Raw genomic sequence first — 24,608 nt, 5'->3', positions numbered from 1 at the left:
GGGATCTGACATGACCCGCTCATTACGCATCTTCTACATCGCGCTGTTTCTGCTGACCCTGCTGGTGCTCGGTCTGTGGTCGGTGCGCAGCTTCTTCGGCTTCAGCACCAACGCCGATGCGACGGTGCTCAACGGCCGCTGGACCAAAGCCGTGGAAACCCACTACGACGATGAATTCCCGATCAAGCGCCTGGGCACCAACCTCTGGGCCGCGCTGGATTTCAAACTGTTCAACGAAGGTCGTCCGGGCGTGGTGCTCGGTCGCGATCAGTGGTTGTACAGCGATGAGGAATTCAACCCGATCGTCAACGAAGAGCTGAACCTGCAAGGCAACTATGCGCTGGTCGAAGGCGTGCGCCAGACCCTGAAAGAGAAAGGCGTGAAACTGGTGATGGCGATCGTGCCGGCCAAGGTTCGCCTGTACCCGGAACACCTGGGTGAAGTGAAACCGGCGAGCATTCACGCCAACCTTTATCAGGACTTCCACGCCCGCGTCGCGGCCGACAAGATCCTCGCCCCCGACCTGCTCGGCCCGCTCCAAGCCGCCAAGCAAAATGGTCAGCAAGTGTTCCTGCGCACCGACACCCACTGGACCCCGGAAGGCGCGGAAATCGCCGCCAATACCCTGGCCAAAACCATCGCTGACAAGTTCCCGCTCAGCGGCGAGCCGCAGCGCTTCGTCACCACCCCGGCGGAAAAGGTCACGCACAAGGGCGATCTGCGTCTGTTCCTGCCGCTGGATCCACTGTTCGAAAACCTGATGCCGGCCAAAGAGCCGCTGCAAAAGCGCAACACTGTGGCCGCCCAACAACCTGCCGGTGACGACGCCCTGTTCGCCAACAGTGAAGTGCCGGTGGCACTGATCGGTACCAGCTACAGCGCCAACCCCAACTGGAATTTCGTCGGTGCGCTCAAGCAAGCGCTGCACAGCGACGTCGTCAACTACGCCGAGGACGGCCACGGCCCGATCCTGCCGATGCTCAGCTACCTGAAAAGCGATGACTTCAAGAACAGCCCGCCACAGGTGCTGATCTGGGAGTTTCCTGAACGATATCTGCCTGTGAACAACGAAATCGGCGACGCCGACCCGCAGTGGGTCGCAGAGCTTAAACAAGCCGGCGCGCGCCAACAAAACGTAGCTGTAAACACTAAATCCGAGACGCCCGATCGGGCGCAAAACTGAAAGAGAGGTACACCATGACTTTCACTACAACTCCTCGTCGTCTCGCTAAACGCATTGCTCTGGTCGCCGGCCTGAGTGTGTTGTCGGTCCAGGCCTTTGCCGGTGGCGACGCTGCGCTGTACGGTCCGACTGCACCGAAAGGCTCGACCTTCGTCCGTGTCTACAACGCCAGCAATGCTGAAGTCAGCGCCACTGTCGGCAGCACCAATCTGAGCGACGTCGCGCCGCTGGCCAGCAGCGACTTCAGCTTCATGCCGGGCGGCGACTACAGCGCCAAGGTCGGCAGCCAGACCCTGCCGGTGAAACTCGCCGGTGATCACTACTACACCCTGGTCAACAACGCCTCCGGCGCGCCGCAACTGATCGAAGAACCACCGTTCAAGAACAAGCAGAAATCCCTGGTGCGCGTGCAGAACCTCAGCGACAAGTCGCTGACCCTGAAGACCGCCGACGGCAAGACCGAAGTTGTGCCGAACGTGGCCGCCAAGGGCCGTGGCGAACGTGAAATCAACCCGGTGAAAGTCAGCCTGGCGCTGTACGAGGGCGACAAGAAAGTCGGCGACGTGAAACCGGTCGCCCTGGAGCGCGGTGAGGCAGCAGTGCTGTACGTCACCGGCAACGGCAGCAACCTGTCGCCAGTCTGGGTGAAACGCCCGGTGTCGACCCGCTAACCATTTCCCGACCTGACGCATATCCCCTGTGGGAGCGAGCTTGCTCGCTCCCACAATGAATCGGGTTGTCAGTTCGGGTACGCGACAAAAACAAGAGTGAAACGACACAGGTTCGTGGCTCTAACCCAATCGATTTTATGGAGTAAACAATATGATTCCGGTGATCTTGTCAGGTGGTAGCGGTTCACGTCTTTGGCCGCTTTCGCGCAAGCAGTTTCCCAAGCAGTTCCTCGCCCTGACCGGCGAACACACGCTGTTCCAGCAAACCCTCGAGCGCCTGGTGTTCGAAGGCATGGACACCCCGATCGTGGTCTGCAACAAGGATCACCGCTTCATCGTCAACGAGCAGTTGGCCAACCGCAATCTGGAATGCCAACGCATCCTGATGGAACCGTTTGGTCGCAACACCGCGCCGGCCGTGGCGCTGACCGCGATGATGCTGGTCAATGAAGGTCGCGACGAACTGATGCTGGTGCTGCCGGCCGACCACGTCCTCGAAGACCAGAAAGCCCTGCAACGCGCCCTCGCCCTGGCCACCGTCGCTGCAGAAAACGGTGAAATGGTGCTGTTCGGCGTGCCGGCCACCAAACCGGAAACCGGCTACGGCTACATCAAGTCCACCGGCGATTCGCTGCTGCCGGAAGGCGTCAGCCGCGTCTCGCACTTCGTGGAAAAACCCGACGTCAAACGCGCCACCGAATACGTCGAGTCCGGTGGTTACTACTGGAACAGCGGCATGTTCCTGTTCCGCGCCAGCCGCTTCCTCGAAGAGCTGAAAAAGCACGATCCGGACATCTACGACACCTGCCTGCTGACCCTAGAACGCAGTGCTCAGGACCCGGACACCATCACTTTCGATGAAGCCACTTTCGCCTGCTGCCCGGACAACTCCATCGACTACTCCGTGATGGAAAAAACCCAGCGCGCCTGCGTGGTGCCGCTGACTGCCGGCTGGAGCGATGTCGGCTGCTGGTCGTCGCTATGGGAAGTCAACGAGAAGGACGCCAACGGCAACGTCAGCAAGGGCGATGTGGTGATCCAGGACAGCAAGAACTGCATGATCCACGGCAACGGCAAACTGGTGTCGGTGATCGGTCTGGAAAACATCGTGGTGGTCGAAACCAAGGACGCCATGATGATCGCCCACAAGGACAAGGTCCAGGGCGTCAAGCAGATGGTCAACACCCTCAACGAGCAGGGCCGCAGCGAAACCCAGAACCACTGCGAGGTCTATCGTCCGTGGGGTTCCTACGACTCGGTGGACATGGGCGGTCGCTTCCAGGTCAAGCACATCTCGGTCAAGCCGGGCGCGTGCCTGTCGCTGCAGATGCACCACCACCGTGCCGAACACTGGATCGTGGTCAGCGGCACCGCCGAAGTGACCTGCGACGAGAACGTGTTCCTGCTGACCGAAAACCAGTCGACCTACATCCCGATCGCGTCGGTGCATCGCCTGCGCAACCCGGGCAAGATCCCGCTGGAAATCATCGAAGTGCAGTCCGGTTCGTACCTGGGTGAAGACGATATCGAGCGCTTCGAAGATATCTACGGTCGCTCCACCCCGATCGAACGCGGCGTGTCGGTGAAAACCATCGCGCAGTGATCGCTCCGTAACAGGAAGCCCCCGTCCAGCCCGCTGCGTCCCCTATCCGCAGCGGATTGGGCGGGGGCTTTTTTTTTCGCCAACCCCGTCCAGGCTTAGGTAGGATGAACCTTCCCTGCCCACGAGGTTTCGCGACATGTTCATCGGCGTCTTGCTGGTCATCACCTGGCTGATCCTGCTGTTGCGCTATCCGGCCAAGGCCTTGCCGGTATCGATGGCTGCCGCGGTCGGCCTCGGGCTGGTGGCGATGTGGGTGGTGTGGCTGGACAACCGTGAGATCAAGCAACTGGCGCGGCTTGAACTGCGCATCGTTTATGCCCCCGAACACTGCCCCGCCGACCGTCCGCTGTTGCTCAAGTTGAACAATGGCAACGACGTGCCGCTGACCGAACTGCGCTGGCGCATTGCCGCGTACGCGCCGGGCGATACCGTGAACCTGGCCGACAATCAATACGCCGCCCCACGCTATCGCGGCCCCGGCGAATTGCAGGCCGGTGGCAACTGGGAAGACTGTTTGCCGATGCCGCCGCTGCGTCCCGGTTATCGCCCGCAAACCCTGGAGTTTCGCGCCGAGCGATTGCAGGGTAGTTTCTCCGACTGATCCCCTCTCCCACTGTTTTGCACAAGGAATGCGCCATGCCCGTTGCGTTGATTACCGGTTGTTCCAGCGGCATCGGCCGCGCCCTCGCCGATGCCTTCAAAAGCACCGGCTACGAGGTCTGGGCCAGTGCGCGCAAGACCGAAGATGTCGCGGCTCTCAGTGCCGCCGGGTTCACAGCGGTGCAGCTCGACGTCAATGACAACGCAGCGCTGGAACAACTTGCCGAACGAATCAACCAGCAACACGGCGGCCTCGATGTGCTGATCAACAACGCCGGCTACGGCGCCATGGGCCCATTGCTCGATGGCGGTGTGACGGCCATGCAGCGCCAGTTCGAAACCAATGTGTTTTCGATTGTCGGCGTGACCCGTGCGCTGTTCCCGGTACTGCGCCGGGCCAAAGGCCTGGTGGTGAATATCGGCAGTGTTTCCGGGGTGCTGGTCACGCCATTTGCCGGCGCCTATTGCGCGTCGAAAGCGGCGGTGCATGCACTGAGCGATGCGTTGCGCATGGAACTGGCGCCGTTCGGGATTCGCGTGATGGAAGTGCAGCCGGGAGCGATTGCATCCAGCTTCGCCAAAAATGCCGGGCACGAGGCCGAACAACTGATCAACGAACAATCGCCGTGGTTTCCGTTGCGCGAAGGCATTCGGGCGCGGGCCAAGGCCTCGCAAGACAAACCAACGCCGGCCAGCGAATTTGCCGCCGAGTTGCTCAAGGCTGTGCAGCAGAGCAAACCGCCACGGCTGATCCGCATCGGCAATGGCAGCCGGGCGTTGCCGTTGCTGGCGACGTTGTTGCCAAAAGGGTTGCTGGAGTCGACGTTGATGAAGCGCTTCGGGTTGCGGGGGCAGCTTTGAAATACAGGACGTGACGCAGAGCGTCACAGGATGCATTCCCACGCAGAGCGTGGGAACGATCAATGAAGGCGTTGCGGTCTGTCAGTTATCCACAGCGCCCTGCTTCACCACCACGGTGCAGGTAATCCCTGCCGCCAGCAGCACACCTTCCGGCACTTCATCGATGTGAATCCGCACCGGCACCCGTTGCGCCAGACGCACCCAGTTGAAGGTCGGGTTCACATCGGCGATCAGCTCGCGGCTTTCCGGGTTGTCGCGGTCGTAGATGCCGCGAGAAATGCTCTCCACGTGGCCCTTGAGGACTTCGCCGCTCATCAGTTGCATGTCGGCTTTGTCGCCGACCCGTACGTGAGGCAGTTTGGTTTCTTCGAAGAAGCCATAGACCCAGAACGAGTTCATGTCGACCACGGCCATTTTCGCCTCGCCGATGCGCGCGTAGTCACCGCGATGGACGTTGAGGTTGGTCACGTAGCCGTCCACCGCCGCGCGCACTTCGGTGCGTTTCAGATTGAGTTCGGCGGCTTCCAGCTGCGCCTGGGCCTGTTGGTAATCGGCCAGTGCGGAGTCTGCGATGTTGCTGGCGTCGTCGCGGTTTTCCTTGGAGATCACCAGGTTGTCCAGGTCGGCGCGGCGATGGGCGTTGACCTTGCGCATCTCCCACGTAGCCTTGCGCGAAGCGACCAGCGACTGCGCCTGCTTCACCGCCAGGCGATAGTGCTCGGGATCGATCTGCATCAGCAGATCACCTTTCTTCACCAACTGGTTGTCGCGCACCGGCACGTCCACCACTTCACCGGTGACGTCGGCGGCGACGTTGATGATGTCGGCGCGGACCCGACCGTCGCGGGTCCACGGGGTGTTCATGTAGTGCTCCCACAACGTGCGGCCGATCCACAACGCCAGGGCCAGCACCAGCAGGGTCGCGAGCAGGCTGAAAAACTTTTTCATCGGGACAATTCTCAGACTCAACGGTAGACAGTCAGCGCCATCGCGCCGAACAGACAGGAAAACAGGCTCAGGCGCAGCAGCGCCGGGTGCCAGAAGAAGCGGTACAGATCGAACCCGGACAAGAACCGATCCAGCGCCCAGGCCAGCGCCGCGGCGACGAAGAACATCAGGGTCATGGTCGGCATGTACACGCCGTGGAAGGCGATTTCACGAGGCATGGGCAAGTCCTTCGGGCTTGGCGATGGCATAGGCAGCGAGTGGCGATTGCGGGTCGAGCAACGAGGTGCGGATGAAGTGCAGGTAGCTCTTCACCCGACGCAGGGCCGAGGTATCGAAGTGCGGTGCGAACGGTTCGTCAGTGGCGGCGACCCGGCTGATCGCGTGATCGACCGCCACCAGCGCACGTTCCAGATTGCTCGAGTTCGGTTGCAGGAACAGGCGCACCAGCGAGCGCCCCATGACCCGGATTGCCTGGCGCCATGGCTGCGATTCGGCATAGGCCGGATGCACCGGCAGGATCGCCTGTTCCTTGCGCAGCTCGATGATCGCGTGGCCGACTTCCAGCACCACGAACATCCAGCGCAAGAGGTTTTTCTGCACCAGCGGCTGACCGGCCGCCAGACCGTAAGCCTGATGCATCAAGTCGCGGGTACGGCTTTCGAAACTCGACGCCAGACCCTTGAGTTTGCCGCTGATCGCGTACACCACTTGCCCGCGCAAATCCTGTTCCAGACGCTGCCACAACCAGCGGCTGTTCGGCGGCAGAATGATCGCCCCCGCCGCCGCGCAGACCAGCATGCCCATGACCATGGCGATGTAGTCGTTGATGAAGGTGTAGGGGTTGTAGATCGTCAGGTTGTCCGGCACCGAACCGGTGCTGAAAAAGATCAGCAAGCCAAGACCGACACCGGCGTATTGCGGCCGCGAAGTGAGGAACGAGCCGAGCACGATCACCGGCGCAAGCATCACGCACAGCAGCGGGAAACCATCGATCCACGGGAAGATGAAAAACATTTCGACGAAGCCGATCAGCGCCCCCAGAAACGTGCCGCACGCCATTTGAAACGCCATGCGTTTCGGGTTCGGTGTCGCCGCCGACAGGCCCACGGTGGCGGCAGCGATCAGGGTCATGGTCGCGCCGCTCGGCCACGCGGTGGCGACCCAGTAACTGCCGAGCACGACCAGGATGAACGCAGCACGAATCCCCGAAGCCGCTGCGGCCCACCAACTGGTTTGCGGGGTGAACGGCTCGTCCCAGCGCTCGCGTTCGTGGCTGTGGTCGGCCAGCGAGGCGTGGGTCTGTGCATAACTGTGCAGGTCATCGACGAAGCGATAGAGCAGCTCGTACGCGGTGTGGAAATCCAGTTGCTCGGCGTCGCTCGGTTCGCTCTCCTGAAAGATCGCCCGCAGGCTGCGCACCCGCGCCGGCAAGCCTTCCTTGTACGCCGCGAGCGCGAGCGCCAGACGCGCCGCGTCCGGGCTGGTCAGGGCGCGGCCGCTGAACCCGTCGAGCACTTCGGCCAGATCCTGCAGGCCCGGTTTGATCGCCGCCACGACATGCGCTTCGTCATTGACGCGCAGACGCTCGAGCAACTGATGCAAGGCGTTGAACCGGGTGGTGATGCCCATGAACTCGCTGTTCAGGCGACTGAGACGACCGTTGCGCCGACGCATGTGCGGGTCTTCGAACACGGTCACGCTGCGCAGCCCTTCCAGCCCCACCGCTTCGGCGATGAAGCGCACGTTGCTGGCCTCGAACGACTCCGGCTTGCTGCGCCCGCGCAAGCCGTCGGTGACAAACAGGGCGAACACGCCAAAGCGCTGATACAAGGCGTTGCGCATCGCCGCGCTGGCGGTTTGCGGCAGGATCGCGGCACTGACCAGCGTCGAGCAGAGAATCCCCAGCGAAATCTCCAGCACCCGCCACACCGCCGCCATGAACGCGCCATCGGGATGGGCGAGCGCCGGCAGGCCGACCATCGCCGCCGTATACCCGGCCAACACAAAACCGTAGGCGCGGAAGTTGCGGCAACGGGCGGCGCCGGCCGAGCAGATGCCGACCCAGATCGCCAGCGAACCGAGGAACAATTCAGTGTTCTGGGCGAACAGGGAAATCAGCGTGACCATCATCGCCGACCCGGCCAGGGTGCCGAGGAAGCGATAGAAACTCTTGGCGAACACCTGGCCGCTCTGCGGCTGCATGACGATGAACACCGTGATCATCGCCGTGCGCGGCTGCGGCAGTTCCAGGCGCATCGCCAGCCACAGGGTCAGGAATGCGGCGATCAACACCTTGAAGATGTAGACCCAGGTCACGCCGTCGCTGCGTGCCCATTCGAAGAAACCCCGGCGCCATTCCAGGGAGTAGAGCCAGCGCAAGGGTGCGGGCAAGGGAGTCATTCAATTATGCTCAATGAGTTTCAGGTCGGACCCATACCCTGTGGGAGCGAGCTCGCTCGCGAATGCGGTGTATCAGCCGACATGTGTGCTGGCTGACACTCCCGCTTCGCGAGCAAGCTCGCTCCCACAGATTGTGTTTTCAACGCAGGAGAACCGGGGTTTTCGGGGCGGCGGTCTGTTCGGCGGTCGGCACGTCCTTACCCGCGCCAAGACCACCGCCCAATGCCGTCACCAGTTCGGCATGGGCACTCAAACGCGCCGCCTGCACCTGCTGCTGAACCTGCTGCTGTTTGAACAGCAGGGTCTGGGCGTTGAGCACGTTGAGGTAATCGGTGAGGCCGCGCTGGTAGGCGATCATCGCGATGTCGTAAGTCTTCTGCGCGGTGGCCACGGATTCGGCGGCGAACGTCTGCTGCTTGTCCATCGACTCGCGGCGGATCAACTGATCCGAGATGTTCTTCAGCGCATTGACCAGCGTCTGGTTGTAATGCGCCACGGCGATGTCATAACCCGCCGAGGCTTCACCCAATTCGGCGCGCAGTCGCCCGCCGTCGAAGATCGGCAGCGAGATCGCCGGCCCGACGTTGTAGTTGAGCTTCTTACCGGTCAGGAACTCCAGCGCCCCGCCGCCGGTGGCCATGTAGCCGAGGCTGCCGACCAGATCGACGTTGGGATAAAACCCGGCATGCGCCACATCGATCCCGCGCGCCTGCGCCGCCACTTGCCAGCGACTGGCAACCACGTCCGGGCGCTGGCCGAGCAGTTCGGCGGGCAATGCCGACGGCAGTTTCAGCGCCGCGCCGAGGGACAGGGTCGGACGTTGCAACTGCGCGCCGGCGCCCGGCCCTTTACCGGCCAGTGCCGCAATCTGGTTGCGGCTCAGGGCGATTTCTTCATCCAGCGCATCCAGTTGCCGATGGGTTTCCGGCAGCGGGGTTTCAGCCTGACTGACTTCGAAGTGCGTACCGATCCCGCCGTTCAGGCGTTTCTGCGCCAAATCGAGAATCTGCTGTTGCTGCTTGAGCGTCGCCGCGACGATGTCGCGCTGGGCGTAATGCAGCGACAGCTCGATGTAGGCGCGCACGATGTTGTTCTGCAATTCGAGTTGCGCCTGCCGCGCCTCGGCAGCGCTCATGTGCGCCAGATCGACGGCCCGCTCGGTGCTGTTGCTTTCACGGCCCCAGAGGTCGAGGGCGTAACTGAAACCCAGCGCGGCGTTGTTGTCCCAAGTCGTGGTATTGGCCAGCTCACCGGGGCCATAGAACTGGTCGGTCGGCCAGTTGTGACGTTTGAGGGTCGATTCGCCATTGATCTGCAACGACTCGGCGGCTTCGGCGACACCGGCCATGGACCGGGCCTGACGCACTCGCGCAGCGGCCATGGCCAGGGTCGGGCTGCCTTGCACGGCCAGGTCGATCCAGCGGTTGAGTTGCGGGTCGCCGTAGGCTTGCCACCATTGGGCGGTGGGCCAGTTTGCGTCACGGGCGGCGTGGGCGATGGCCTCGTCGGTGGCCAGTTCATTGGCCTCCAGAGCCTTGCCCTGCGGGGCAATCCCTCCGGTTCCGATGCAGCCGCCAAGACCTAACGAAAAAGCCAGAACACTGAGCGGCAAAAGCGCTCTGTTGATGCGACGCGGCACTGCTGCGAATTCCTGAGGTGGGAGATGTTTCGAGGTGGGCGCAATTCTAGGGGGCGCCCTGAACGGCGATAAGCTGGGTTTTCTGCGAATCTTTGTTACGGTTAACGAGATAATCCCTTGGTCGGGGGTCTCAGCCCCTGAAACTTCGTGTCACAATTTGCCATCTCCCTTGAGAGCACCCCATGGACACATTGCAAAACATGCGCGCCTTCAGTTGCGTGGCCGAAGCGGGCAGCTTCACCGCCGCCGCCGTGCAACTCGACACCACCACCGCCAACGTCTCGCGCGCGGTCTCCAACCTTGAGGCCCACCTGCAAACCCGCCTGCTGAACCGCACGACGCGGCGCATCGCACTCACCGAAGCCGGCAAGCGCTACCTGCTGCGCTGCGAGCAGATCCTGGCCTACGTCGAAGAGGCCGAAGCCGAAGCCAGCGAAGCCCACGCGCGCCCGGCCGGTCAGTTGAAAGTGCACACCATGACCGGCATCGGCCAGCACTTCGTGATCGACGCCATCGCCCGCTACCGCAAGACCCACCCGGACGTGACCTTCGACCTGACCATGGCCAACCGCGTGCCGGACCTGCTCGATGAAGGCTACGACGTGTCCATCGTCCTCGCTCGCGAGCTGCCGGACTCGGGCTTCGTCTCGCAACGCCTGGGCATCACCTACAGCATCGTCTGCGCCTCCCCGGCCTATGTAAAAGCCAACGGCTGCGCACAAAAACCCAGCGACCTGCTGAACCACGCCTGCCTGCGCCTGGTGAGCCCGGTGATCCCCCTGGAAAAATGGGCCTTCGACGGCCCGGACGGCCAGGAAATGGTCACCATCAACAGCTCGCCGTTCCTGGTCAACTCCGCCGACGCGATGAAAACCGCGATCACCAGCGGGATGGGCGTCGGCGTGTTGCCGGTGTACGCCGCCATTGAAGGCCTGCGCAATGGCTCGTTGGTACGGGTCATGCCCAACTACCGCTCGCAGGAACTGAACCTGTATGCGATCTACCCGTCGCGGCAGTATCTGGATGCGAAGATCAAGACCTGGGTCGAGTACCTGCGTGGCTCGTTGCCGGAGATATTGGCGGGGCATCAGGCGGAACTGGCGGCTTATGAAATGAGTGGAAGTCTGGCGGGGGCTCGGGTGGCGAATTGACTTGGCCGTCCTACAGACGGGCTGGTTTTTGGCGGATGTTTCCGACAAGTCGTGTCGGTTGTCCCTCGGAAACGAGGTGGATAGGCTTTTGGGGTCGCTGACGCATCGGCGGCCGGGTCTGGAAAACCCGAAGTTCAGGATCACAGCCCATGACATAATGCGGCGTTTTTTCGCGACGTTATGGTAGCTGTACGTGGGAGACCTTCGGGTCTGCCGGGTTTGATCCTTTCCGGTTTTTCCAGTCCGCGTACAGCTGCCACCTCTTTCGCCTGGAAAACGAAGAATGGCAGCTCCTCCAAGACTTAAGGATCTATGCCATGAAAAAACTTACTCCGAATCCCCCTGAAACCAACGACACCTCGCCCTACGAGTCCGCCGATTCAAAAAAACTCCACGAGGCTGCCGAACGCGCCCTCGACCATCACCTCAACCCCTTCCCGAAAAAATGCTCCAGTCGCCGACCAAGCAAGATGTTCCAGGTCGCCCCGGACATGGACGACGAAAGCCTGCTGGCCCACGCCTGCGAATCCCTGGCCACCGCCAGTGCCATGGCCAGTGATGTAGCGGCTTTTTTCGACACACCGCAGCGGCACCGCATCCTGGGTATTCAGCAAGTAATCATGCTGGCGGAACTGGCGGTGAATCGGGTGCTGGACAACGTCGAAGTTCAGCGTTGCCCAACACACAGCTAAGCCGTTCCGACAAAACCGACCTGCCAGCGCCGATTGCATTCGCTGGCAGATCGATTGGGACGCAGAGCGTCCCGGGCTGCATTCCCACGCGGAGCGTGGGAACGATCAAAGCAAAAGCAGTCCGCTTTCTGCTTTCTGCTTCCTGCTTTCTGCTTTCTGCTTTCGCTTTCTGCTTCTGCTTTCCGCTTCCCACCACTCAACACAATGAGCGTTAGCTCGAGTACCGCTCTTGACGTACCGGCCCCATCGGAAGGCTGAGTGGAGGGATTGATCCGGGGGTGGGAGCGAAGCGACTGTTTGGCGAAGCCAAATACATCGAGAGGAGGTGCAGCGAAGCAAACCGTAGGCGATGCCCCCGGATCAATCCCGGAACGAAGGAACACCGAGCCACAGCGAGGTGCCGAACGCAGGGGCCAAGCCTTTTTGGTTACTTTTGAGGCGTTTGTCAAAAGTGACCCGCCGTAAGGGCGGAACCATAATCCGCAACACCCGAAAAAACGGATATAAACCCAAAACCCCAAAAGTCTGGTCGGCCCAAAGGCCGCCAAGACAACTCCAAACAGAAAATGTTAGCTTGCTTGGCAATCACGTAAGCCGCCAAGCCCGAGCCCAATGCCAATGAAAAAAACAGTCCTGGCCTTCAGCCGAATCACCCCACCCATGATCGAACGCCTGCAACAGGACTTCGACGTCATCGTCCCCAACCCGAAAAACGGCGACATCAACGCCCAGTTCAACGAAGCCCTGCCCCACGCCCACGGCCTGATCGGCGTCGGACGCAAACTCGGCAAGGCCCAACTGGAAAACGCCGCAAAACTCGAAGTGGTCTCCAGCGTCTCCGTCGGCTACGACAACTACGACCTCGCCTACTTCAACGAACGCGGGATCATGCTCACCAACACCCCGGACGTCCTCACCGAAAGCACCGCTGACCTGGCCTTCGCCCTGATCATGAGCAGCGCCCGCCGCGTCGCCGAACTGGACGCCTGGACCAAGGCCGGCCAATGGCAGGCCAGCGTCGGCGCATCGCTGTTCGGCTGCGACGTATACGGCAAGACCCTGGGCATCGTCGGCATGGGCAACATCGGCGCCGCCGTCGCCCGTCGCGGCCGCTTCGGCTTCAACATGCCGATTCTCTACAGCGGCAACAGCCGCAAGACCGGACTGGAACAGGAACTCGGCGCGCAGTTCCGCAGCCTTGACCAACTGCTGGCCGAAGCCGATTTCGTCTGCCTTGTCGTGCCACTGAGCGACAAAACCCGCCACTTGATCAGTCATCGCGAACTGGCGCTGATGAAGCCGGACGCGATTCTGGTGAACATCTCCCGCGGCCCCGTGGTCGACGAGCCGGCACTGATCGAAGCATTGCAGAACAACCGCATTCGCGGCGCCGGCCTCGACGTCTACGAAAAAGAACCGCTGGCCGAATCGCCGCTGTTCCAGCTGAAAAACGCTGTCACCCTGCCGCACATCGGCTCGGCCACCAATGAAACCCGTGAAGCCATGGCCAACCGTGCGCTGGCCAATCTGCGCAGCGCCCTGCTCGGCGAACGGCCGCAGGATCTGGTTAATCCGCAAGTCTGGAAGGACTGATGCCCCACGGGGCTGGAATATAGTTTCCCGGCCCCGTCTGTTTTAAACCTGTTTCCCAAATGGCCTGAAGATATTAATCCCCTTTAACTACACAACTTGAAAACGACTCCTCACCCAACTTCTTTATACTCGCTATAGAATCCCGAGAGTCATCTGCCAACGGACAGACACTACTCACGGAGAATCAATAATGACTTATCTTAAAACCTCCCAACTTATTCGAAGAAGTAAAGTTGCAATCGTTTTCATGGTAGGTATTCTGGGCGCCCTGATTGTTTTCAGCAACGCCACCGATTACAACTCAAACTACATTTACCTTGGTCATATCCTGAGCATGGATACGACAGGCAGCCATTTGATGTACCGGTCGATCAACTCGGAAATGATGCATCACCGGATCTACTGGATGATCATGACACTGGAGACCATATTTACTTCAGCCTGCCTGTTGGGAGGCTATCAACTTGCAAAGAATATAAATGCATCAGACGAGCAGTTTCATGAAGCCAAGAAATATGCCGTACTGGGATTTCTCGTGGCGCTGTTTATTTATTATTTTTGCCTGCAAGTCATTGGCATTGAATGGTTCGACATGGATCAATCAGAAGACTGGAATGCCATGAAGTGGGCACAAAGCATTGTCGACTTTCTATTACCGGCACTTATCTTTCTGGTAATGAAAGTCGACAGTTGAACATTCAATATTCAATGTGCAGGTTTGGCGACCATGGCAATGTCGGGTTTGGGTTTGCGAAACACCAACACATTGCCCAACATCACCAGCACCAGACCCACCAATGCCGGCGCCGTCCATTGATAGCCTTCGGCAAAGGCCGAAACGTTCAGCGCCACCACCGGGAACAGCACGGTGCAATAAGCTGCGCGTTCCGGCCCCATGCGACCGACCAGCGTCAGGTACGCGGTGAAACCGATCACCGAACCGGGGATGACCAGGTACAGCAGAGCGCCGATGTAGCGCAACGTCCATTCCATCTCGAACGGAATGCCTTTGACCAGGCACCACACCGACAGCATCGCTGCACCGTAAGCCATGCCCCACGCATTGGTAGTCAGCGGCTTGAGACCGGCCTTCTGTTGCAGGCTCGACAACATGTTGCCCGCCGAAAAACACAAGGTGCCGCAGAGTGCCAGGCCAAGGCCGAGCAGGGTTTGCGGACTGGCGTGATGCCCGGCCAGTTCGGGCCAGAACAACAGGCCCAGACCACACAGCCCCAGCGCCCCGCCCATCAGTACATTGCGCGCGATACGCTGGCCGAAGAACACCCGCGCATTCAGCGCGTTCCATAAGGTCGCGGTGGAAAACACCACCGCCACCAGACCGCTGGGAATCCACTGACTGGCGGTCAGGAAACACATGAAGTTGACGCAGAACAGGCACAAGCCCTGCGCCACACAGATCAAATGCCCGCGCCGGTTCATCGGTTGCAGGCGACGGCTGAGCAGCAACAGCGCAAACAGCACCAGCGCGGCGAGACCGAAGCGATAGACGATCGACACCGGAATCGCCACCACGCCCAGTTGCCACTTCAGGGCGATCCAGGTGGTGCCCCAGATCAGCACGGTCAACAGATACAACGACAGGTTCATGGCAGACACTCCTTGATTGGCTTTCAGTGTCCGCCTGTGCCCTCGCCCCTCGCTTGCATAAACTTGCGCTTTTGTCGGTGCGCAGGCTGCCAGCGCGAAATCCAGGGAGTAGGATGCAAGGCGTTGAAGAGAACCGATCATGGCCGCCATCGATACCCTGCAAGTCTTTCAAGCGCTCAACAATTCGCCCAATGCACGCCTTGTGCACAGCGCCGAACTGGGTGACGGCTTGTCTGCAGCTTTGTGGACCAATCACCACGACGCCCAGGAATATGAAGCGCCAAGCCATCACACCCTCTCCTGCTACATCGCCGGCGGCACCGGTACCTTCCGCCGTGGCGAACCCGCTATCAAGGGTGGCCCGGACAAGTTGTGCATCCTGCCGGCCGACCATGAATCGGGTTGGGTCATCAACGGTGATATTCGTCTGGCCCACCTGTATTTCAGCGCCGAACAATTTGCCCTCGGTTGCGTGACGCTGCTGGACCGCGAGCCACGGGAAATGCAGTTGCGCGAACAGACTTTTCTGGAGGATCCGCAACAGGCCCGACGGTTTCGCCAGTTGCTGACGCTGAACTGGGACGAGCCCGGCGAGCGTTTACTGACCAGTAGCCTGGCCCACGAATTGATCAGCCATACCTTGCTGAGTCAGGTCGGCGTGCGTCAGGGCTTGCGCCTCAAGGGTGGGCTGGCGCCGCATCAACGCCGGCAACTGGCGCAATTCATCGACAGCCAATTGGCCGAGCCGATCAGCCTCGGGCAACTGGCGGGGTTGTGTGCGTTGTCGGAATACCACTTTGCGCGGATGTTCCGGGTGAGTTTTGGCTTGCCGCCACATCAGTACGTGCTGGCGCGGCGCTTGAGCCGGGCGCGGGAGTTGTTGCGCGCAACGGCGTTGCCGCTGGGGGAGATTGCTCTGGCGTGCGGATTTGCCAGCGCCAGCCACTTCACCAACCGCTTTCGCCAGGTGCTGGGTGGAACGCCCGGCGAGTATCGCCAGGCGTTTTTGCGCTGATCAGAACTCCAGGGTGCTCGACAACGAAATCTGCCGCGAATCGCCCATCGACACGAAGAACCGGCTCGCCGCCGAGGTGTAGTAAGTGCGGTCGAACAGGTTCTTCACGTTGAGCTGGAACTTGACCTTCTGCCCCTCAACCCGGGTGTCGTAAGTGGCGAACGCATCGGCCACGGTGTAGCTCGGCAGATCGAAATCATTCACCGCGTTACCCGCTCGTTCACCGACATAGCGCGCACCGGCACCGACCCGAAGCTGATCGCCACCGATCACGCTGCCGAAGTCATAGACCGCCGACAACGAGCCGCTATTCTTCGCCACGTTTTGCAGCCGGTTGCCTTTGTAGTCCGGATCTTCCGTGACCTCGGCGTCGGTGTAGGCGTAGCTGCCGATCATGCTCCAGCGGTCGCTGAGCTGGCCGGTCAGATCGACTTCCAGACCACGGGAGCGTACTTCACCGGCGGCGCTGTAGATCGTGGTCGGGCCTTCGGCGTTGGCCACCAGCACGTTGCGTTTCTTGATGTCGAACAGCGCGACGTTGCCGGTGATGCGTCCCGGTATATCCAGACGTGCGCCCAGCTCCCAGGATTTGGCTTCTTCCGGCGCGATGCTGCCGTCGAGCACGGTACTGCTGCCGCTCAGCGGGGCGATGGTCGAGTTGGGTTTGAACGATTCGGTGTAGCTGCCGTAGAACGACAGTTCGTCGGTGTAGCGATACACCAGACCTGCGCGCGGCACCCACTTCTGGCCGTTGCTGTCGGTGTTGGCCTTGAACGGCACGCCTTTGCCGGCGTACTGGTCGTACTCCTGGAAGCGCCCGCCAGCCACCAGGATCCACTGGTCGTTGAGGTGGATCGAGTCCTGCAGGAACACCGAATCGCTGCGCAGCAGATCGGTCTGCGCGCTGTCCGCCGGGCTGACGGTGGTGCCTTCGACTTCACGGCCGTAGACCGGGTTGACGTAACTGAAGGTGCTCAGGCTTTTCTGGCGGATCAGGTCGGCGCGATAGATCTTGCGGTATTCGTCGTCGACGCCGAACACCAGGTCATGTTGCATGCCCAGCACGTTGACCTTGCCTTCGAGGCTGGCGGTGGTGAAACGGTCGGTGCTGATCGCGCCTCGGGTGCCATCCATGCTGCGGGTCAGCGTGCCTTTTTTGGTGTCGATCGCGGTGACGCGAACCTGGCTGGCATCGTAGGTTTCGCGGTTCCAGCTATAGCCGAAATGGGCTTTCCAGTCGTCGTTGAGTTCGTGGTCGGCCTCGAAGTGATAGAGATCCGAGCGCCCTTCCATGTCGTTGAATTTTTCGTCGAGGCGCTCGTTGCGCGAGATGTCCAGCGGATGGTTGGTGCGTGGGTCGATCAGGGTTCCGCGATCAAATGGCGTCAGAAATTCTCGATGCTCGTAGGCGAACAACAGTTTGGTGCGCTCGCCATACCAGGCCAGCGACGGCGCGATCAGGGTTTCGCGATGCGTGCCGAAGTTGCGCCAGTAATCTTCGTCTTCGTGATCGAGCACCATGCGATACGCGAGGCCGGAATCCCCCAGTGCGCCAGTGCTGTCGAAGGAGCCGCCGCTGCCATTCTTGCCGTCGCCGTAGGTCGAGCCGCGCAGCGTCAGGGCGTTGTACTGGGTCAGTTCGGGCTTCTTGCTGACCATGTTGACCACGCCGCCCGGATCCTGAATCCCGTAGAGCAGCGAGGCCGGTCCCTTGAGCACTTCGACGCGATCCACGGTCGCGTTCATGCCACGGCCCTGCACCACCGGCATGCCGTCGCGCATGATCGAGCCGTTGCGGTTATCGCCGAAGCCACGGGTCATCACCGAATCCTGGGTACTGCCCAAAGTGTTGCCCTGGGTAATGCCGCTGACGTTGGCCAGGGCGTCATCGAGATTGCGGGGTGCCTGATCGCGAATGACCTGGGCCGGGATCACGTTGACGGTCTGCGGAATTTCCTGCAGCGAAGCGGAAGAACGCATCACCGAACTGGTTTCCGGTGGCTGATAACTCATCGGCTGGTTGGCCACCGAGGTGATGGTGGTCGCGCCGAGGTTCAATGCGCCTGCGGTCGGTTGCGGTTCGAGCGCCAGGGTATGGCTGTCGGTGCGACGGAAGGTCAGGCCGGAGCCTGTGAGCAGACGTTGCAGCGCCTGTTCGACACTCATCTGGCCGTTGATCGCTGGAGCGGTCAGACCGTAAGGCGCCTCATCGGTGTAGACCACGCTCTGTCCGGTGACGCGGCTGAAATCACTCAGGGCCTGAGGCAGCGGCTTGGCTGCCAGAGAAAAACTGAATTGCTTTTGCGGCTGACTGCTGACTGTTTCAGCGGCCAGCGCCACGCTCACCGGCAACAGGGCCAACGCCGAAAAACCCAAGGCCGAAACGCCTAACCACTGTTTGACCAAACCCGATTTTGCCCTGGACTTCATTGCTCATGACCTGTGTAGAACCGCAACGGATGCGAATGACTCGCAGTTTCAGTCACTACACGGATGGCGTCCGGGTTTACCTCACCACAAAGTTGAAAATATTTTCGTTGTCGCTGCCGACGCCTTCGCGAGCAAGCTCACTCCCACCTCCCACCTTGGAATGCACTACCTGTGGGAGCGAGCTTGCTCGCGAAAGGGCCAGTGGGGTTAGCGAAGAATTATCAGATGTCCTAGCACTTGATGCTGCTCGAATCCCAGAACTCCTTGCAGGGAATTCAAAACGGCTTGCGGATCCTTGCTCGGAAAGCTGCCGCTGACCTTTCGCGCGCCCAGTTCGTCGTTGAGCAACACGATCCGTCCGGGGTAATAGCGGCGAAGATCCTGCACGACATCGGCCAGTGTCGACTTGTAGTAAGTCAGCCAGCCCTGACGCCACGCCAACTGCGCTTCGCTGTCTACGGCATGCAGTTTTTCCGCAGTGCCTGCGCCGTACGCCACTTGCTGGCCGGCGGTGAGAATCTGCTGCTCGGCATCACGCGCCGCCGTCACACCGACGCGTCCTGACAGCACGGTGACCTGCGCGCCATGAGGTTGCAGGCGCACTTCGAACTGCGTGCCGAGCACCCGCGCCTGGCCCTTCTCGGCCTCGACCACAAAAGGATCACCGGTGTGGGTCACGCTGAAAAATCCGGCGCCGCGGCGCAATTGCACATGCCGCTCGCCGTGATTGAAATTCACCGCGATGGCGCTATCCGCGTCCAGCGTCACCTGCGATTGATCGGCCAGGGTCACGGTGCGGATCTCGCCCGGTGCCGACACGTAATCGGCGCCCAGATCATCGATCCAGCGCTGCGGCTGCCAACCTGTCCCGAGGCTGATCATCAACAGCAGACAGGCCGCCATCGCCAGCGCGCCAGTCCAGCGTCGCAGCGGTACACGGCGCGGCCGGTCCATCGCATCAAGCAAACCCTGCAATGCCAGCGCGTCTTCGCCGGCCAAGGTGCGCGCCGGCTCTTCGCTCAATTCCCACACCACTTGCGCCTGGGCATAGGCCTCGGCGTGGGCCGGGTCAGCGTGCAGCCACTGGCTGAAGGTCAATTGATCACCGGTGCTCGGGTGGTCGTGCAGCAGGCTCAGCCAGGCGAAAGCGGCCTGTTCCTGAGCGGGCGTCGGGATGACGCGGTCGGTGTTGTTCACGGTGCTTTCCCTGGCAGGCGTGGCGCGGGTTCGCGCAGGCTGGCCTTGCAGGCCTCGAGGGCGCGCATCATATGTTTTTCCACAGCGCTTTGGGACAGGCCCATGGCCTTGGCGATTTCGGCGTACTTGCGCCCGTGGATGCGATTGAGCAAAAAGATCTGCCGCGTGCGTTCGGGCAACGCACGCAACGCCGCTTCGACGTGGCGCAAATCGTTGCCCGCTTCGAGCGCCGCCTGCGGTTCGCTGGCGCTGCTGTCGGGCTCATCCGGTTGCCAACCTTCGTTGACCCGCACCCGCGCGCCTTCACTGCGCAAATGATCGATGGCGATATTGCCGGCACAACGCAACAGATAAGTGCTGAGCTCTTCGACCTGCACCAACGGCCGACGCCAGAAACGCAGGAACAGGTCCTGCACCAGATCCGCCGCCGTCGCCCGGCAACCGACGCGCCGGTTCACCAGCGCTTCCATCTGCGAACGCTGGGACAGGAACACCTGAAGAAAATGCGCACGGGCGCCATGGGGTTCGTCGTCGCGGTGTTCGGGAGGATGGCCGATCAGCATGTCAGTTCAAGACCCACGCAGCGACCGGGCTGGCGAGCAGGCTCAGTCCGGCCATGGTCAATGCCAGACGCGGGCGATAGGGCAACAACAGCACCAGCGTCAACGCACTGAGCATCAATACCGCGCACCAGTGGACCAGGCCGAAGCTCCAGCCTTTCATGGAAACCGCCGCCCAGAGCGACAACCCCAACAACAACCAGCCCGCCAGTTTCAGACCTTGACGAAGGCGAGCTGAAGGTTTGTGGCCCAGCAGTTCTTCGTGATGCCGGGGCATCGCCAGGCACAGCGCGGTGAATGCGCAATAGCAAAGCAACAGCGCCAGCAACATTCAATTCGCCCCTTGCTCAAGGGTGATCGGCCGGGTCTTTTCGCGGACCGGTTTTATCACGCTGACGGAGTGCCCGGCGCGCTGCATTTTCCGGGCGGCCCAGGCCAGGAAGAGTCCGCTGCCCAGACACGTCAGGTCAAAACCGGCCAAGACCCAGTCGCCTTCGGGCACTGTCACGCCGAGGTGATAAGGCGTGGTCAGGCCATTGAGAACCGGCACCGCGACAAACAACGCGGCCCCCAGCGACAGCTGTTCGACCCAGGCCTTGCGCCCCGGCCGCAACATCGCATGGGCCACGCTCAGACCCCAGGTGATAAAGAACGCGTTCACTTCCCAATCGGCACGCCCGGCCAGACTCACCGGCAGCAGACGATTGGCCCAGAAGAACACGGCAATCGCTGCCACCAGCCCGGCCATGCTGGCGATGTTCAACACTTCAACCAGCCGCAATTCGAAAGGCATCACACCGGTTTTGGCGTGTTTAAGCTGACGCTTGCCGAGCCAGATCACCAGCCCGGTACCAATCATCGCCGTGCCCGCCAGACCGCAGATGAAATACAGCCAACGCAACACCGGCCCGGCAAAGTGGCCCATGTGCAACCCGTAGAAACTGCCGGCAATCGCCATCGCCATTGGCTGCTCAGGCACGCTGCCAATGATTTGTCCGCTGACACCGTTGAAGGTTACGGCGCTACCGGAGTCGTTCACCACACGGTCAGAGCTCGCGCGGGACATCACCACCGAGGCATTGGCGTCGCCCGGATTGTTGACGCTGATACGTCCGACATGCCCGCCCGACCATTGCTCGCTGGCCGCCAGCACAAGGGACGCCAGCGGTGCCAGTGTCGCCGGTTGATTGGCTCGCTCGGGAATATTGGAGGCGGGAAATACCTCGTCGTAAAACGCCCGGACGTTGTCGCCGTACGAAGCCAGAATGCTCGCCGGCATCACCATCGACATGAAAATCACCAGGCTGCTGTAGGTGATCATCAGATGAAACGGCAGCACCAGCACGCCCACCGCATTGTGCCCGTCGAGCCACGAACGCTGGCCCTTGCGTGGGCGGAAGGTGAAGAAGTCCTTGAAGATTTTCTTGTGGGTGATGATCCCGGTGATCAGCGCGACGAACATCACCATGGCGGCGATGGTCGAGAGCCAGCGGCCCCACGGGTAAGGCATTTGCAGCTGGAAATGGAAGCGATAGAAGAACTCGCCGCCCATGCTTTCCCGGGCCTGTATTTCGGCACCGGTCTCTGCGTCGAGGGTCTTGCGGATGAATGCGCCGCGTTCGCCGGGCCTGGCGGGCGACTGCTGCCAGCCCACGCTCAGGCCGGGATCGCGGGCGTCGGGCAAACCGATGATCCAGCGTGTGGCATCGGGGGCTTGTTGTTGCAGATACTGCTGGGCCAGCGTCAGGCTTTTTTCGGCATCCAATGGATGGGCGGCGATCTCCGGCTGCATCCAGTGACTGGTTTCATCCTTGAAATAGGCCAGGGTCCCGGTCAGGAAAATCGCGAACAACAGCCAGCCAAAGACCAGCCCGGTCCAGGTGTGCAGCCAGGCCATCGCCTGCCGAAAGCCTTCTTTCATGCCAGCCCCAGACCGCGCGCAGCCCCGGACACGGTCGCCAGGATCACGCTCGGCACCAGCAGACCGACCCACGCCGACCACGCCGTACGACAGGCAAAACACCAGAGCACCGCCACCAGATAGACCAGAAACGAAACGGTCATGCCGGTGACAACCGCTTCGGCGCGGTTCAGCGGCAACCACAGTGTCAGCGTGACACTGGCCAGCGCCGCGACCAGATAGCCGCCAAACACCGCCGCGAGCACTCGGGAAGTGACGGCCAGACGATAGGACATGGGGAGAGTGGCGAGTTTGGCTTTCATGTTTCGACCCTGAAACGGTTAACGCCCGGTCAACAGACCGGGACGGCAGGCATGCGATATTAATGATAAATATTCTCATACGCAAAAGAGTCTGATTGCCGGGCATCACTGACAGCCCAACAATGCGAATAAGTGAAACCGGAAAAGGCCCGCACCTGGGAAGTCGGTACCCGTTACGACAACGGTGCGCTGCGAGCGGAGATCGGCGCATTCCTGATCAACTTCGACAACCAGTACGAAAGCAACCAGACCAACGACTCGGTGATCGCCCGTGGTGAAACCCGGCATCAGGGCATCGAGACCAGCGTCAATTACGCTCTCGACGACTTGAGCCCGGCGCTGGCCGGCTTCGATGTCTACGCCACTTACGCCAAGACTTCGGCCCGCAGTTGTCGGACCTGAACGTGGCGGTGGGTGTGAAGAACATCTTCAACACCCAGTACTTCACCCGTTCGTTCGATGACAACAAAGGCAAGTATGTCGGTGAGCCGCGCACGGTGTACCTGCAGACTTCCGTTGCTTTCTGATCCCTGCTGAAAACAGAAAGGGCCTGCAATTGCAGGCCCTTTCTCATTGGGTGGCTTGGAAAATCAGCGCATCAACTGTTGATCGCTGACTGTTCGTTTTCGTCAAACTCTTCCGCCAACAGCTTGTCATTGGCTTTGCTTGTGAATGGCACCACAGCGGCTCGCGGTTTGCCGCGCAGTTTGCCAAACAGGTGCTCCAGCGCGTGCTCCAGTTTTTCGGCTGCACCATCGATCGCCTGTTCCAGCGAATCGGCTTTGTGGGTGACGGAAATCGGTTGATGGCCTTTTGGCCGCGCTTCCAGTTGGCAGCGCAAGTCATGGGGACCCGGCTTGTCACCGTTCTCGTCGCTCAGATGGACTTCGACACGGGTCAGGTCTTCCTCATAACGGTCGAGCGTGCTCTCAATTGTGGTGCGTACCCACTCCTCCAGTCGTTTGCTGCTTTGAATATGGTTGTCGCTGTTGACTTGGATTTGCATAGTTCATCCCTTATTTCAGCTAGCTCGCAAGAGGCCTGGAACAGGATTTCGTGACCTCTTGATTACAACAATCGGCCCGCCGGACGAACATTTCAACCCCTTAAAAAAGATAAATATTCATACGCAAAAAAAGCCGGACAACCGAACAAAGCGCTGGTAAGGTCGGGAGTTGCATCGCCCCGCCACCCCGAAAAATCTGCTCACAATTGGCCATCACCCAACGGGTGCAGGCTGCGAAAAATCCCCGCCTCTTCCACCAGCCAGTCATGCACCGCCCGCACACCCGGATGGCTCAACGCCCCCGGCGAGTAGAGCAAGACATAGCGCTTGTGATTGGGCACCGAAATCCCGAACGGCACAATCAGCGTTCCCCGCTCCAACTCGTCGTTGAGCAGCGTGCGCCGGGCAATCGCCACGCCCATACCGGCAATCGCCGCTTCGATGGTCAGGTGGTTGCGATTGAATGTGTGCCCGCGCCGCACATCGGCGCCCTCGAAACCGATGGCATTGAGATAAAACTCCCACTCCGCGTATTCGTAGCTGCCGCGCCAGGCAGTGATGTCGTGCAACAGCGGGAAATGCACCAGATCCGCCGGCCCATGCAGCGGTGGTCGCCCACGCAGAAGGCCCGGCGCGCACACCGGGAAAATCTGCTCATCGAGCAAGGCTGTGGATAACAGTCCCGGATAGCTGCCGTCGTTCAGGTCGATGGCCAGGTCGAAATCCCCTTCATGTAACGGCACGCTGCTGTCCTCGGCCACCAGCCGCAGCTGTATGTCGGGGTAACGCTGTTGCAGACGCGGCAGGCGCGGGGTCAGCCATTTGCTGAGGAACGACGGAATCGAGCGCAGCCGCAGAATCCCGCTGATCATCCCTGCATCAAGACGACGCAATTCCGCATCGATGCTGCCGTAAGCCTCGTTGACCGTAATCGCCAGTCGCTGCCCTTCCGCACTCAGCTCCACGCCCCGCGCACGACGGTGAAACAGACGAAAGCCCAGGCGCTCTTCCAGCTGTCGGATTTGCTGACTCACCGCTCCCGGCGTGATGTGCAGTTCTTCGGCACAACGGGTGAATGACAGGTGCCGCGCGGCACAGGAAAACACCTGCAGCCAGACGTAAGTCTGGGCATGCAATTGACGACTCATGGTTTAGTCCTGCTAAAGGCTTACTTAGGAAGTTTCGTTAGTCACGCTGAAGCGAGGCAGGCAGTATCGCCGACATTGCG

The 24,608-nt window shown here is 60.9% G+C and carries 23 protein-coding genes and 1 pseudogene; 11 read left to right on the top strand and 13 right to left on the bottom strand.

All coding sequences use genetic code 11. The annotated features are described in order from the left end of the window. Positions 1-10 precede the first annotated feature (10 nt). The 5 genes from CAF79_RS15745 to CAF79_RS15725 all read left to right on the top strand — a co-directional run bounded on the left by CAF79_RS15745 (position 11) and on the right by CAF79_RS15725 (position 4,918). Positions 11-1,183 (top strand): alginate O-acetyltransferase, encoded by a 1,173-nt coding sequence (locus CAF79_RS15745; protein WP_085698535.1) that lies wholly within the window; start codon positions 11-13, stop codon positions 1,181-1,183. 14 nt (positions 1,184-1,197) lie between these two features. Beyond that, positions 1,198-1,854 carry an alginate O-acetyltransferase AlgF gene (locus tag CAF79_RS15740; protein ID WP_085698534.1) on the top strand — a complete coding sequence of 219 codons (657 nt, stop codon included), beginning with the start codon at positions 1,198-1,200 and terminating at the stop codon, positions 1,852-1,854. 151 nt (positions 1,855-2,005) lie between these two features. Next, on the top strand, positions 2,006-3,457 hold the full coding sequence (locus CAF79_RS15735) for a mannose-1-phosphate guanylyltransferase/mannose-6-phosphate isomerase (protein WP_085698533.1): 1,452 nt from the start codon (positions 2,006-2,008) through the stop codon (positions 3,455-3,457). Positions 3,458-3,593: 136 nt separating this feature from the next. Then, positions 3,594-4,058 (top strand): multidrug transporter, encoded by a 465-nt coding sequence (locus CAF79_RS15730; protein ID WP_085698532.1) that lies wholly within the window; start codon positions 3,594-3,596, stop codon positions 4,056-4,058. Between the two features lie 35 nt (positions 4,059-4,093). Beyond that, positions 4,094-4,918 (top strand): SDR family oxidoreductase, encoded by an 825-nt coding sequence (locus CAF79_RS15725; RefSeq protein ID WP_085698531.1) that lies wholly within the window; start codon positions 4,094-4,096, stop codon positions 4,916-4,918. A gap of 81 nt (positions 4,919-4,999) precedes the next feature. On the opposite strand, the gene CAF79_RS15720 is transcribed toward CAF79_RS15725, so the two are convergent. The 4 genes from CAF79_RS15720 to CAF79_RS15705 form a co-directional block, all read right to left on the bottom strand. Continuing rightward, positions 5,000-5,866, bottom strand: coding sequence for an HlyD family secretion protein (locus CAF79_RS15720; protein ID WP_085698530.1), 867 nt, complete (start codon positions 5,864-5,866; stop codon positions 5,000-5,002). Positions 5,867-5,883: 17 nt separating this feature from the next. Then, entirely contained in the window at positions 5,884-6,084 is a 201-nt protein-coding gene (locus CAF79_RS15715; RefSeq protein ID WP_085698529.1) for a DUF1656 domain-containing protein, read from the bottom strand. Beyond that, on the bottom strand, positions 6,074-8,266 hold the full coding sequence (locus CAF79_RS15710) for an FUSC family protein (protein ID WP_085698528.1): 2,193 nt from the start codon (positions 8,264-8,266) through the stop codon (positions 6,074-6,076). Before CAF79_RS15710 ends, CAF79_RS15715 begins: the two co-directional genes overlap by 11 nt. Before the next feature lie 139 nt (positions 8,267-8,405). After that, positions 8,406-9,905, bottom strand: a complete 1,500-nt coding sequence (locus CAF79_RS15705; RefSeq protein WP_085698527.1) for an efflux transporter outer membrane subunit — start codon at positions 9,903-9,905, stop codon at positions 8,406-8,408. 182 nt (positions 9,906-10,087) lie between these two features. Between CAF79_RS15705 and CAF79_RS15700 the strand changes: the two genes are divergently transcribed. The 4 genes from CAF79_RS15700 to CAF79_RS15685 all read left to right on the top strand — a co-directional run bounded on the left by CAF79_RS15700 (position 10,088) and on the right by CAF79_RS15685 (position 14,035). Next, on the top strand, positions 10,088-11,056 hold the full coding sequence (locus CAF79_RS15700; protein WP_085698526.1) for a LysR family transcriptional regulator: 969 nt from the start codon (positions 10,088-10,090) through the stop codon (positions 11,054-11,056). A gap of 317 nt (positions 11,057-11,373) precedes the next feature. Next, positions 11,374-11,748 carry a DUF6124 family protein gene (locus CAF79_RS15695; RefSeq protein WP_085698525.1) on the top strand — a complete coding sequence of 125 codons (375 nt, stop codon included), beginning with the start codon at positions 11,374-11,376 and terminating at the stop codon, positions 11,746-11,748. A 618-nt stretch (positions 11,749-12,366) separates the two neighbouring features. Beyond that, positions 12,367-13,341, top strand: coding sequence for a D-glycerate dehydrogenase (locus tag CAF79_RS15690; protein ID WP_085698524.1), 975 nt, complete (start codon positions 12,367-12,369; stop codon positions 13,339-13,341). A gap of 190 nt (positions 13,342-13,531) precedes the next feature. Further along, complete coding sequence (locus tag CAF79_RS15685; RefSeq protein ID WP_085698523.1) at positions 13,532-14,035, top strand: DUF2165 domain-containing protein; 504 nt, start codon at positions 13,532-13,534, stop codon at positions 14,033-14,035. A gap of 11 nt (positions 14,036-14,046) precedes the next feature. Here the strand turns inward: CAF79_RS15685 and CAF79_RS15680 are convergent, their stop codons facing one another. Further along, a complete protein-coding gene (locus CAF79_RS15680; RefSeq protein ID WP_085698522.1) occupies positions 14,047-14,949 on the bottom strand; it encodes a DMT family transporter in 903 nt (300 codons plus the stop codon). A 139-nt stretch (positions 14,950-15,088) separates the two neighbouring features. On the opposite strand from CAF79_RS15680, the gene CAF79_RS15675 reads away from it, so the two are divergent. Further along, the gene (locus CAF79_RS15675) at positions 15,089-15,964 is read left to right on the top strand and encodes an AraC family transcriptional regulator (RefSeq protein WP_085698521.1); all 876 of its coding nucleotides are present in this window, start codon (positions 15,089-15,091) and stop codon (positions 15,962-15,964) included. On the opposite strand, the gene CAF79_RS15670 is transcribed toward CAF79_RS15675, so the two are convergent. The 6 genes from CAF79_RS15670 to CAF79_RS15645 form a co-directional block, all read right to left on the bottom strand. Next, complete coding sequence (locus CAF79_RS15670) at positions 15,965-18,394, bottom strand: TonB-dependent receptor (RefSeq protein ID WP_085698520.1); 2,430 nt, start codon at positions 18,392-18,394, stop codon at positions 15,965-15,967. A 207-nt stretch (positions 18,395-18,601) separates the two neighbouring features. Further along, complete coding sequence (locus CAF79_RS15665; protein WP_085698519.1) at positions 18,602-19,591, bottom strand: FecR family protein; 990 nt, start codon at positions 19,589-19,591, stop codon at positions 18,602-18,604. Then, entirely contained in the window at positions 19,588-20,154 is a 567-nt protein-coding gene (locus tag CAF79_RS15660; protein ID WP_085698518.1) for an RNA polymerase sigma factor, read from the bottom strand. The genes CAF79_RS15665 and CAF79_RS15660 overlap by 4 nt, the downstream gene beginning before the upstream one ends. Position 20,155: 1 nt before the next feature. Further along, positions 20,156-20,482 (bottom strand): DUF3325 domain-containing protein, encoded by a 327-nt coding sequence (locus CAF79_RS15655; RefSeq protein WP_085698517.1) that lies wholly within the window; start codon positions 20,480-20,482, stop codon positions 20,156-20,158. Then, entirely contained in the window at positions 20,483-22,072 is a 1,590-nt protein-coding gene (locus tag CAF79_RS15650; protein WP_085698516.1) for a PepSY domain-containing protein, read from the bottom strand. After that, positions 22,069-22,374 (bottom strand): DUF3649 domain-containing protein, encoded by a 306-nt coding sequence (locus CAF79_RS15645; RefSeq protein WP_085698515.1) that lies wholly within the window; start codon positions 22,372-22,374, stop codon positions 22,069-22,071. The genes CAF79_RS15650 and CAF79_RS15645 overlap by 4 nt, the downstream gene beginning before the upstream one ends. A gap of 132 nt (positions 22,375-22,506) precedes the next feature. Here CAF79_RS15645 and CAF79_RS15640 point away from each other — a divergent pair. Then, positions 22,507-22,901 (top strand): annotated as a pseudogene (locus CAF79_RS15640) (TonB-dependent receptor domain-containing protein); the annotation flags it as partial. A gap of 71 nt (positions 22,902-22,972) precedes the next feature. Here the strand turns inward: CAF79_RS15640 and CAF79_RS15635 are convergent. Together CAF79_RS15635 and CAF79_RS15630 are read right to left on the bottom strand one after the other, a co-directional pair. After that, a complete protein-coding gene (locus CAF79_RS15635) occupies positions 22,973-23,380 on the bottom strand; it encodes an HPF/RaiA family ribosome-associated protein (RefSeq protein ID WP_085698514.1) in 408 nt (135 codons plus the stop codon). Between the two features lie 200 nt (positions 23,381-23,580). Then, positions 23,581-24,528: a LysR substrate-binding domain-containing protein gene (locus CAF79_RS15630; protein WP_085698513.1), complete on the bottom strand. Its 948-nt coding sequence runs from the start codon at positions 24,526-24,528 to the stop codon at positions 23,581-23,583. Positions 24,529-24,608 lie beyond the last annotated feature (80 nt).

Origin of the sequence: Pseudomonas sp. B26(2017), from assembly GCF_002113045.1 — a bacterium.
Taxonomy (GTDB): Bacteria; Pseudomonadota; Gammaproteobacteria; order Pseudomonadales; family Pseudomonadaceae; genus Aquipseudomonas.
This window is presented reverse-complemented; position numbering and strand designations above follow the sequence as displayed.

What these genes read in the sequence shown, in the direction of transcription:
- CAF79_RS15745 (WP_085698535.1), top strand. Translation starts at nt 11, where the DNA reads ATGACCCGCTCATTACGCATCTTCTACATCGCGCTGTTTCTGCTGACC.
- CAF79_RS15740 (WP_085698534.1), top strand. Translation starts at nt 1,198, where the DNA reads ATGACTTTCACTACAACTCCTCGTCGTCTCGCTAAACGCATTGCTCTG.
- CAF79_RS15735 (WP_085698533.1), top strand. Translation starts at nt 2,006, where the DNA reads ATGATTCCGGTGATCTTGTCAGGTGGTAGCGGTTCACGTCTTTGGCCG.
- CAF79_RS15730 (WP_085698532.1), top strand. Translation starts at nt 3,594, where the DNA reads ATGTTCATCGGCGTCTTGCTGGTCATCACCTGGCTGATCCTGCTGTTG.
- CAF79_RS15725 (WP_085698531.1), top strand. Translation starts at nt 4,094, where the DNA reads ATGCCCGTTGCGTTGATTACCGGTTGTTCCAGCGGCATCGGCCGCGCC.
- CAF79_RS15720 (WP_085698530.1), bottom strand. Translation starts at nt 5,866, where the DNA reads ATGAAAAAGTTTTTCAGCCTGCTCGCGACCCTGCTGGTGCTGGCCCTG.
- CAF79_RS15715 (WP_085698529.1), bottom strand. Translation starts at nt 6,084, where the DNA reads ATGCCTCGTGAAATCGCCTTCCACGGCGTGTACATGCCGACCATGACC.
- CAF79_RS15710 (WP_085698528.1), bottom strand. Translation starts at nt 8,266, where the DNA reads ATGACTCCCTTGCCCGCACCCTTGCGCTGGCTCTACTCCCTGGAATGG.
- CAF79_RS15700 (WP_085698526.1), top strand. Translation starts at nt 10,088, where the DNA reads ATGGACACATTGCAAAACATGCGCGCCTTCAGTTGCGTGGCCGAAGCG.
- CAF79_RS15695 (WP_085698525.1), top strand. Translation starts at nt 11,374, where the DNA reads ATGAAAAAACTTACTCCGAATCCCCCTGAAACCAACGACACCTCGCCC.
- CAF79_RS15690 (WP_085698524.1), top strand. Translation starts at nt 12,367, where the DNA reads ATGAAAAAAACAGTCCTGGCCTTCAGCCGAATCACCCCACCCATGATC.
- CAF79_RS15685 (WP_085698523.1), top strand. Translation starts at nt 13,532, where the DNA reads ATGACTTATCTTAAAACCTCCCAACTTATTCGAAGAAGTAAAGTTGCA.
- CAF79_RS15680 (WP_085698522.1), bottom strand. Translation starts at nt 14,949, where the DNA reads ATGAACCTGTCGTTGTATCTGTTGACCGTGCTGATCTGGGGCACCACC.
- CAF79_RS15675 (WP_085698521.1), top strand. Translation starts at nt 15,089, where the DNA reads ATGGCCGCCATCGATACCCTGCAAGTCTTTCAAGCGCTCAACAATTCG.
- CAF79_RS15670 (WP_085698520.1), bottom strand. Translation starts at nt 18,394, where the DNA reads ATGAAGTCCAGGGCAAAATCGGGTTTGGTCAAACAGTGGTTAGGCGTT.
- CAF79_RS15660 (WP_085698518.1), bottom strand. Translation starts at nt 20,154, where the DNA reads ATGCTGATCGGCCATCCTCCCGAACACCGCGACGACGAACCCCATGGC.
- CAF79_RS15655 (WP_085698517.1), bottom strand. Translation starts at nt 20,482, where the DNA reads ATGTTGCTGGCGCTGTTGCTTTGCTATTGCGCATTCACCGCGCTGTGC.
- CAF79_RS15650 (WP_085698516.1), bottom strand. Translation starts at nt 22,072, where the DNA reads ATGAAAGAAGGCTTTCGGCAGGCGATGGCCTGGCTGCACACCTGGACC.
- CAF79_RS15645 (WP_085698515.1), bottom strand. Translation starts at nt 22,374, where the DNA reads ATGAAAGCCAAACTCGCCACTCTCCCCATGTCCTATCGTCTGGCCGTC.
- CAF79_RS15635 (WP_085698514.1), bottom strand. Translation starts at nt 23,380, where the DNA reads ATGCAAATCCAAGTCAACAGCGACAACCATATTCAAAGCAGCAAACGA.
- CAF79_RS15630 (WP_085698513.1), bottom strand. Translation starts at nt 24,528, where the DNA reads ATGAGTCGTCAATTGCATGCCCAGACTTACGTCTGGCTGCAGGTGTTT.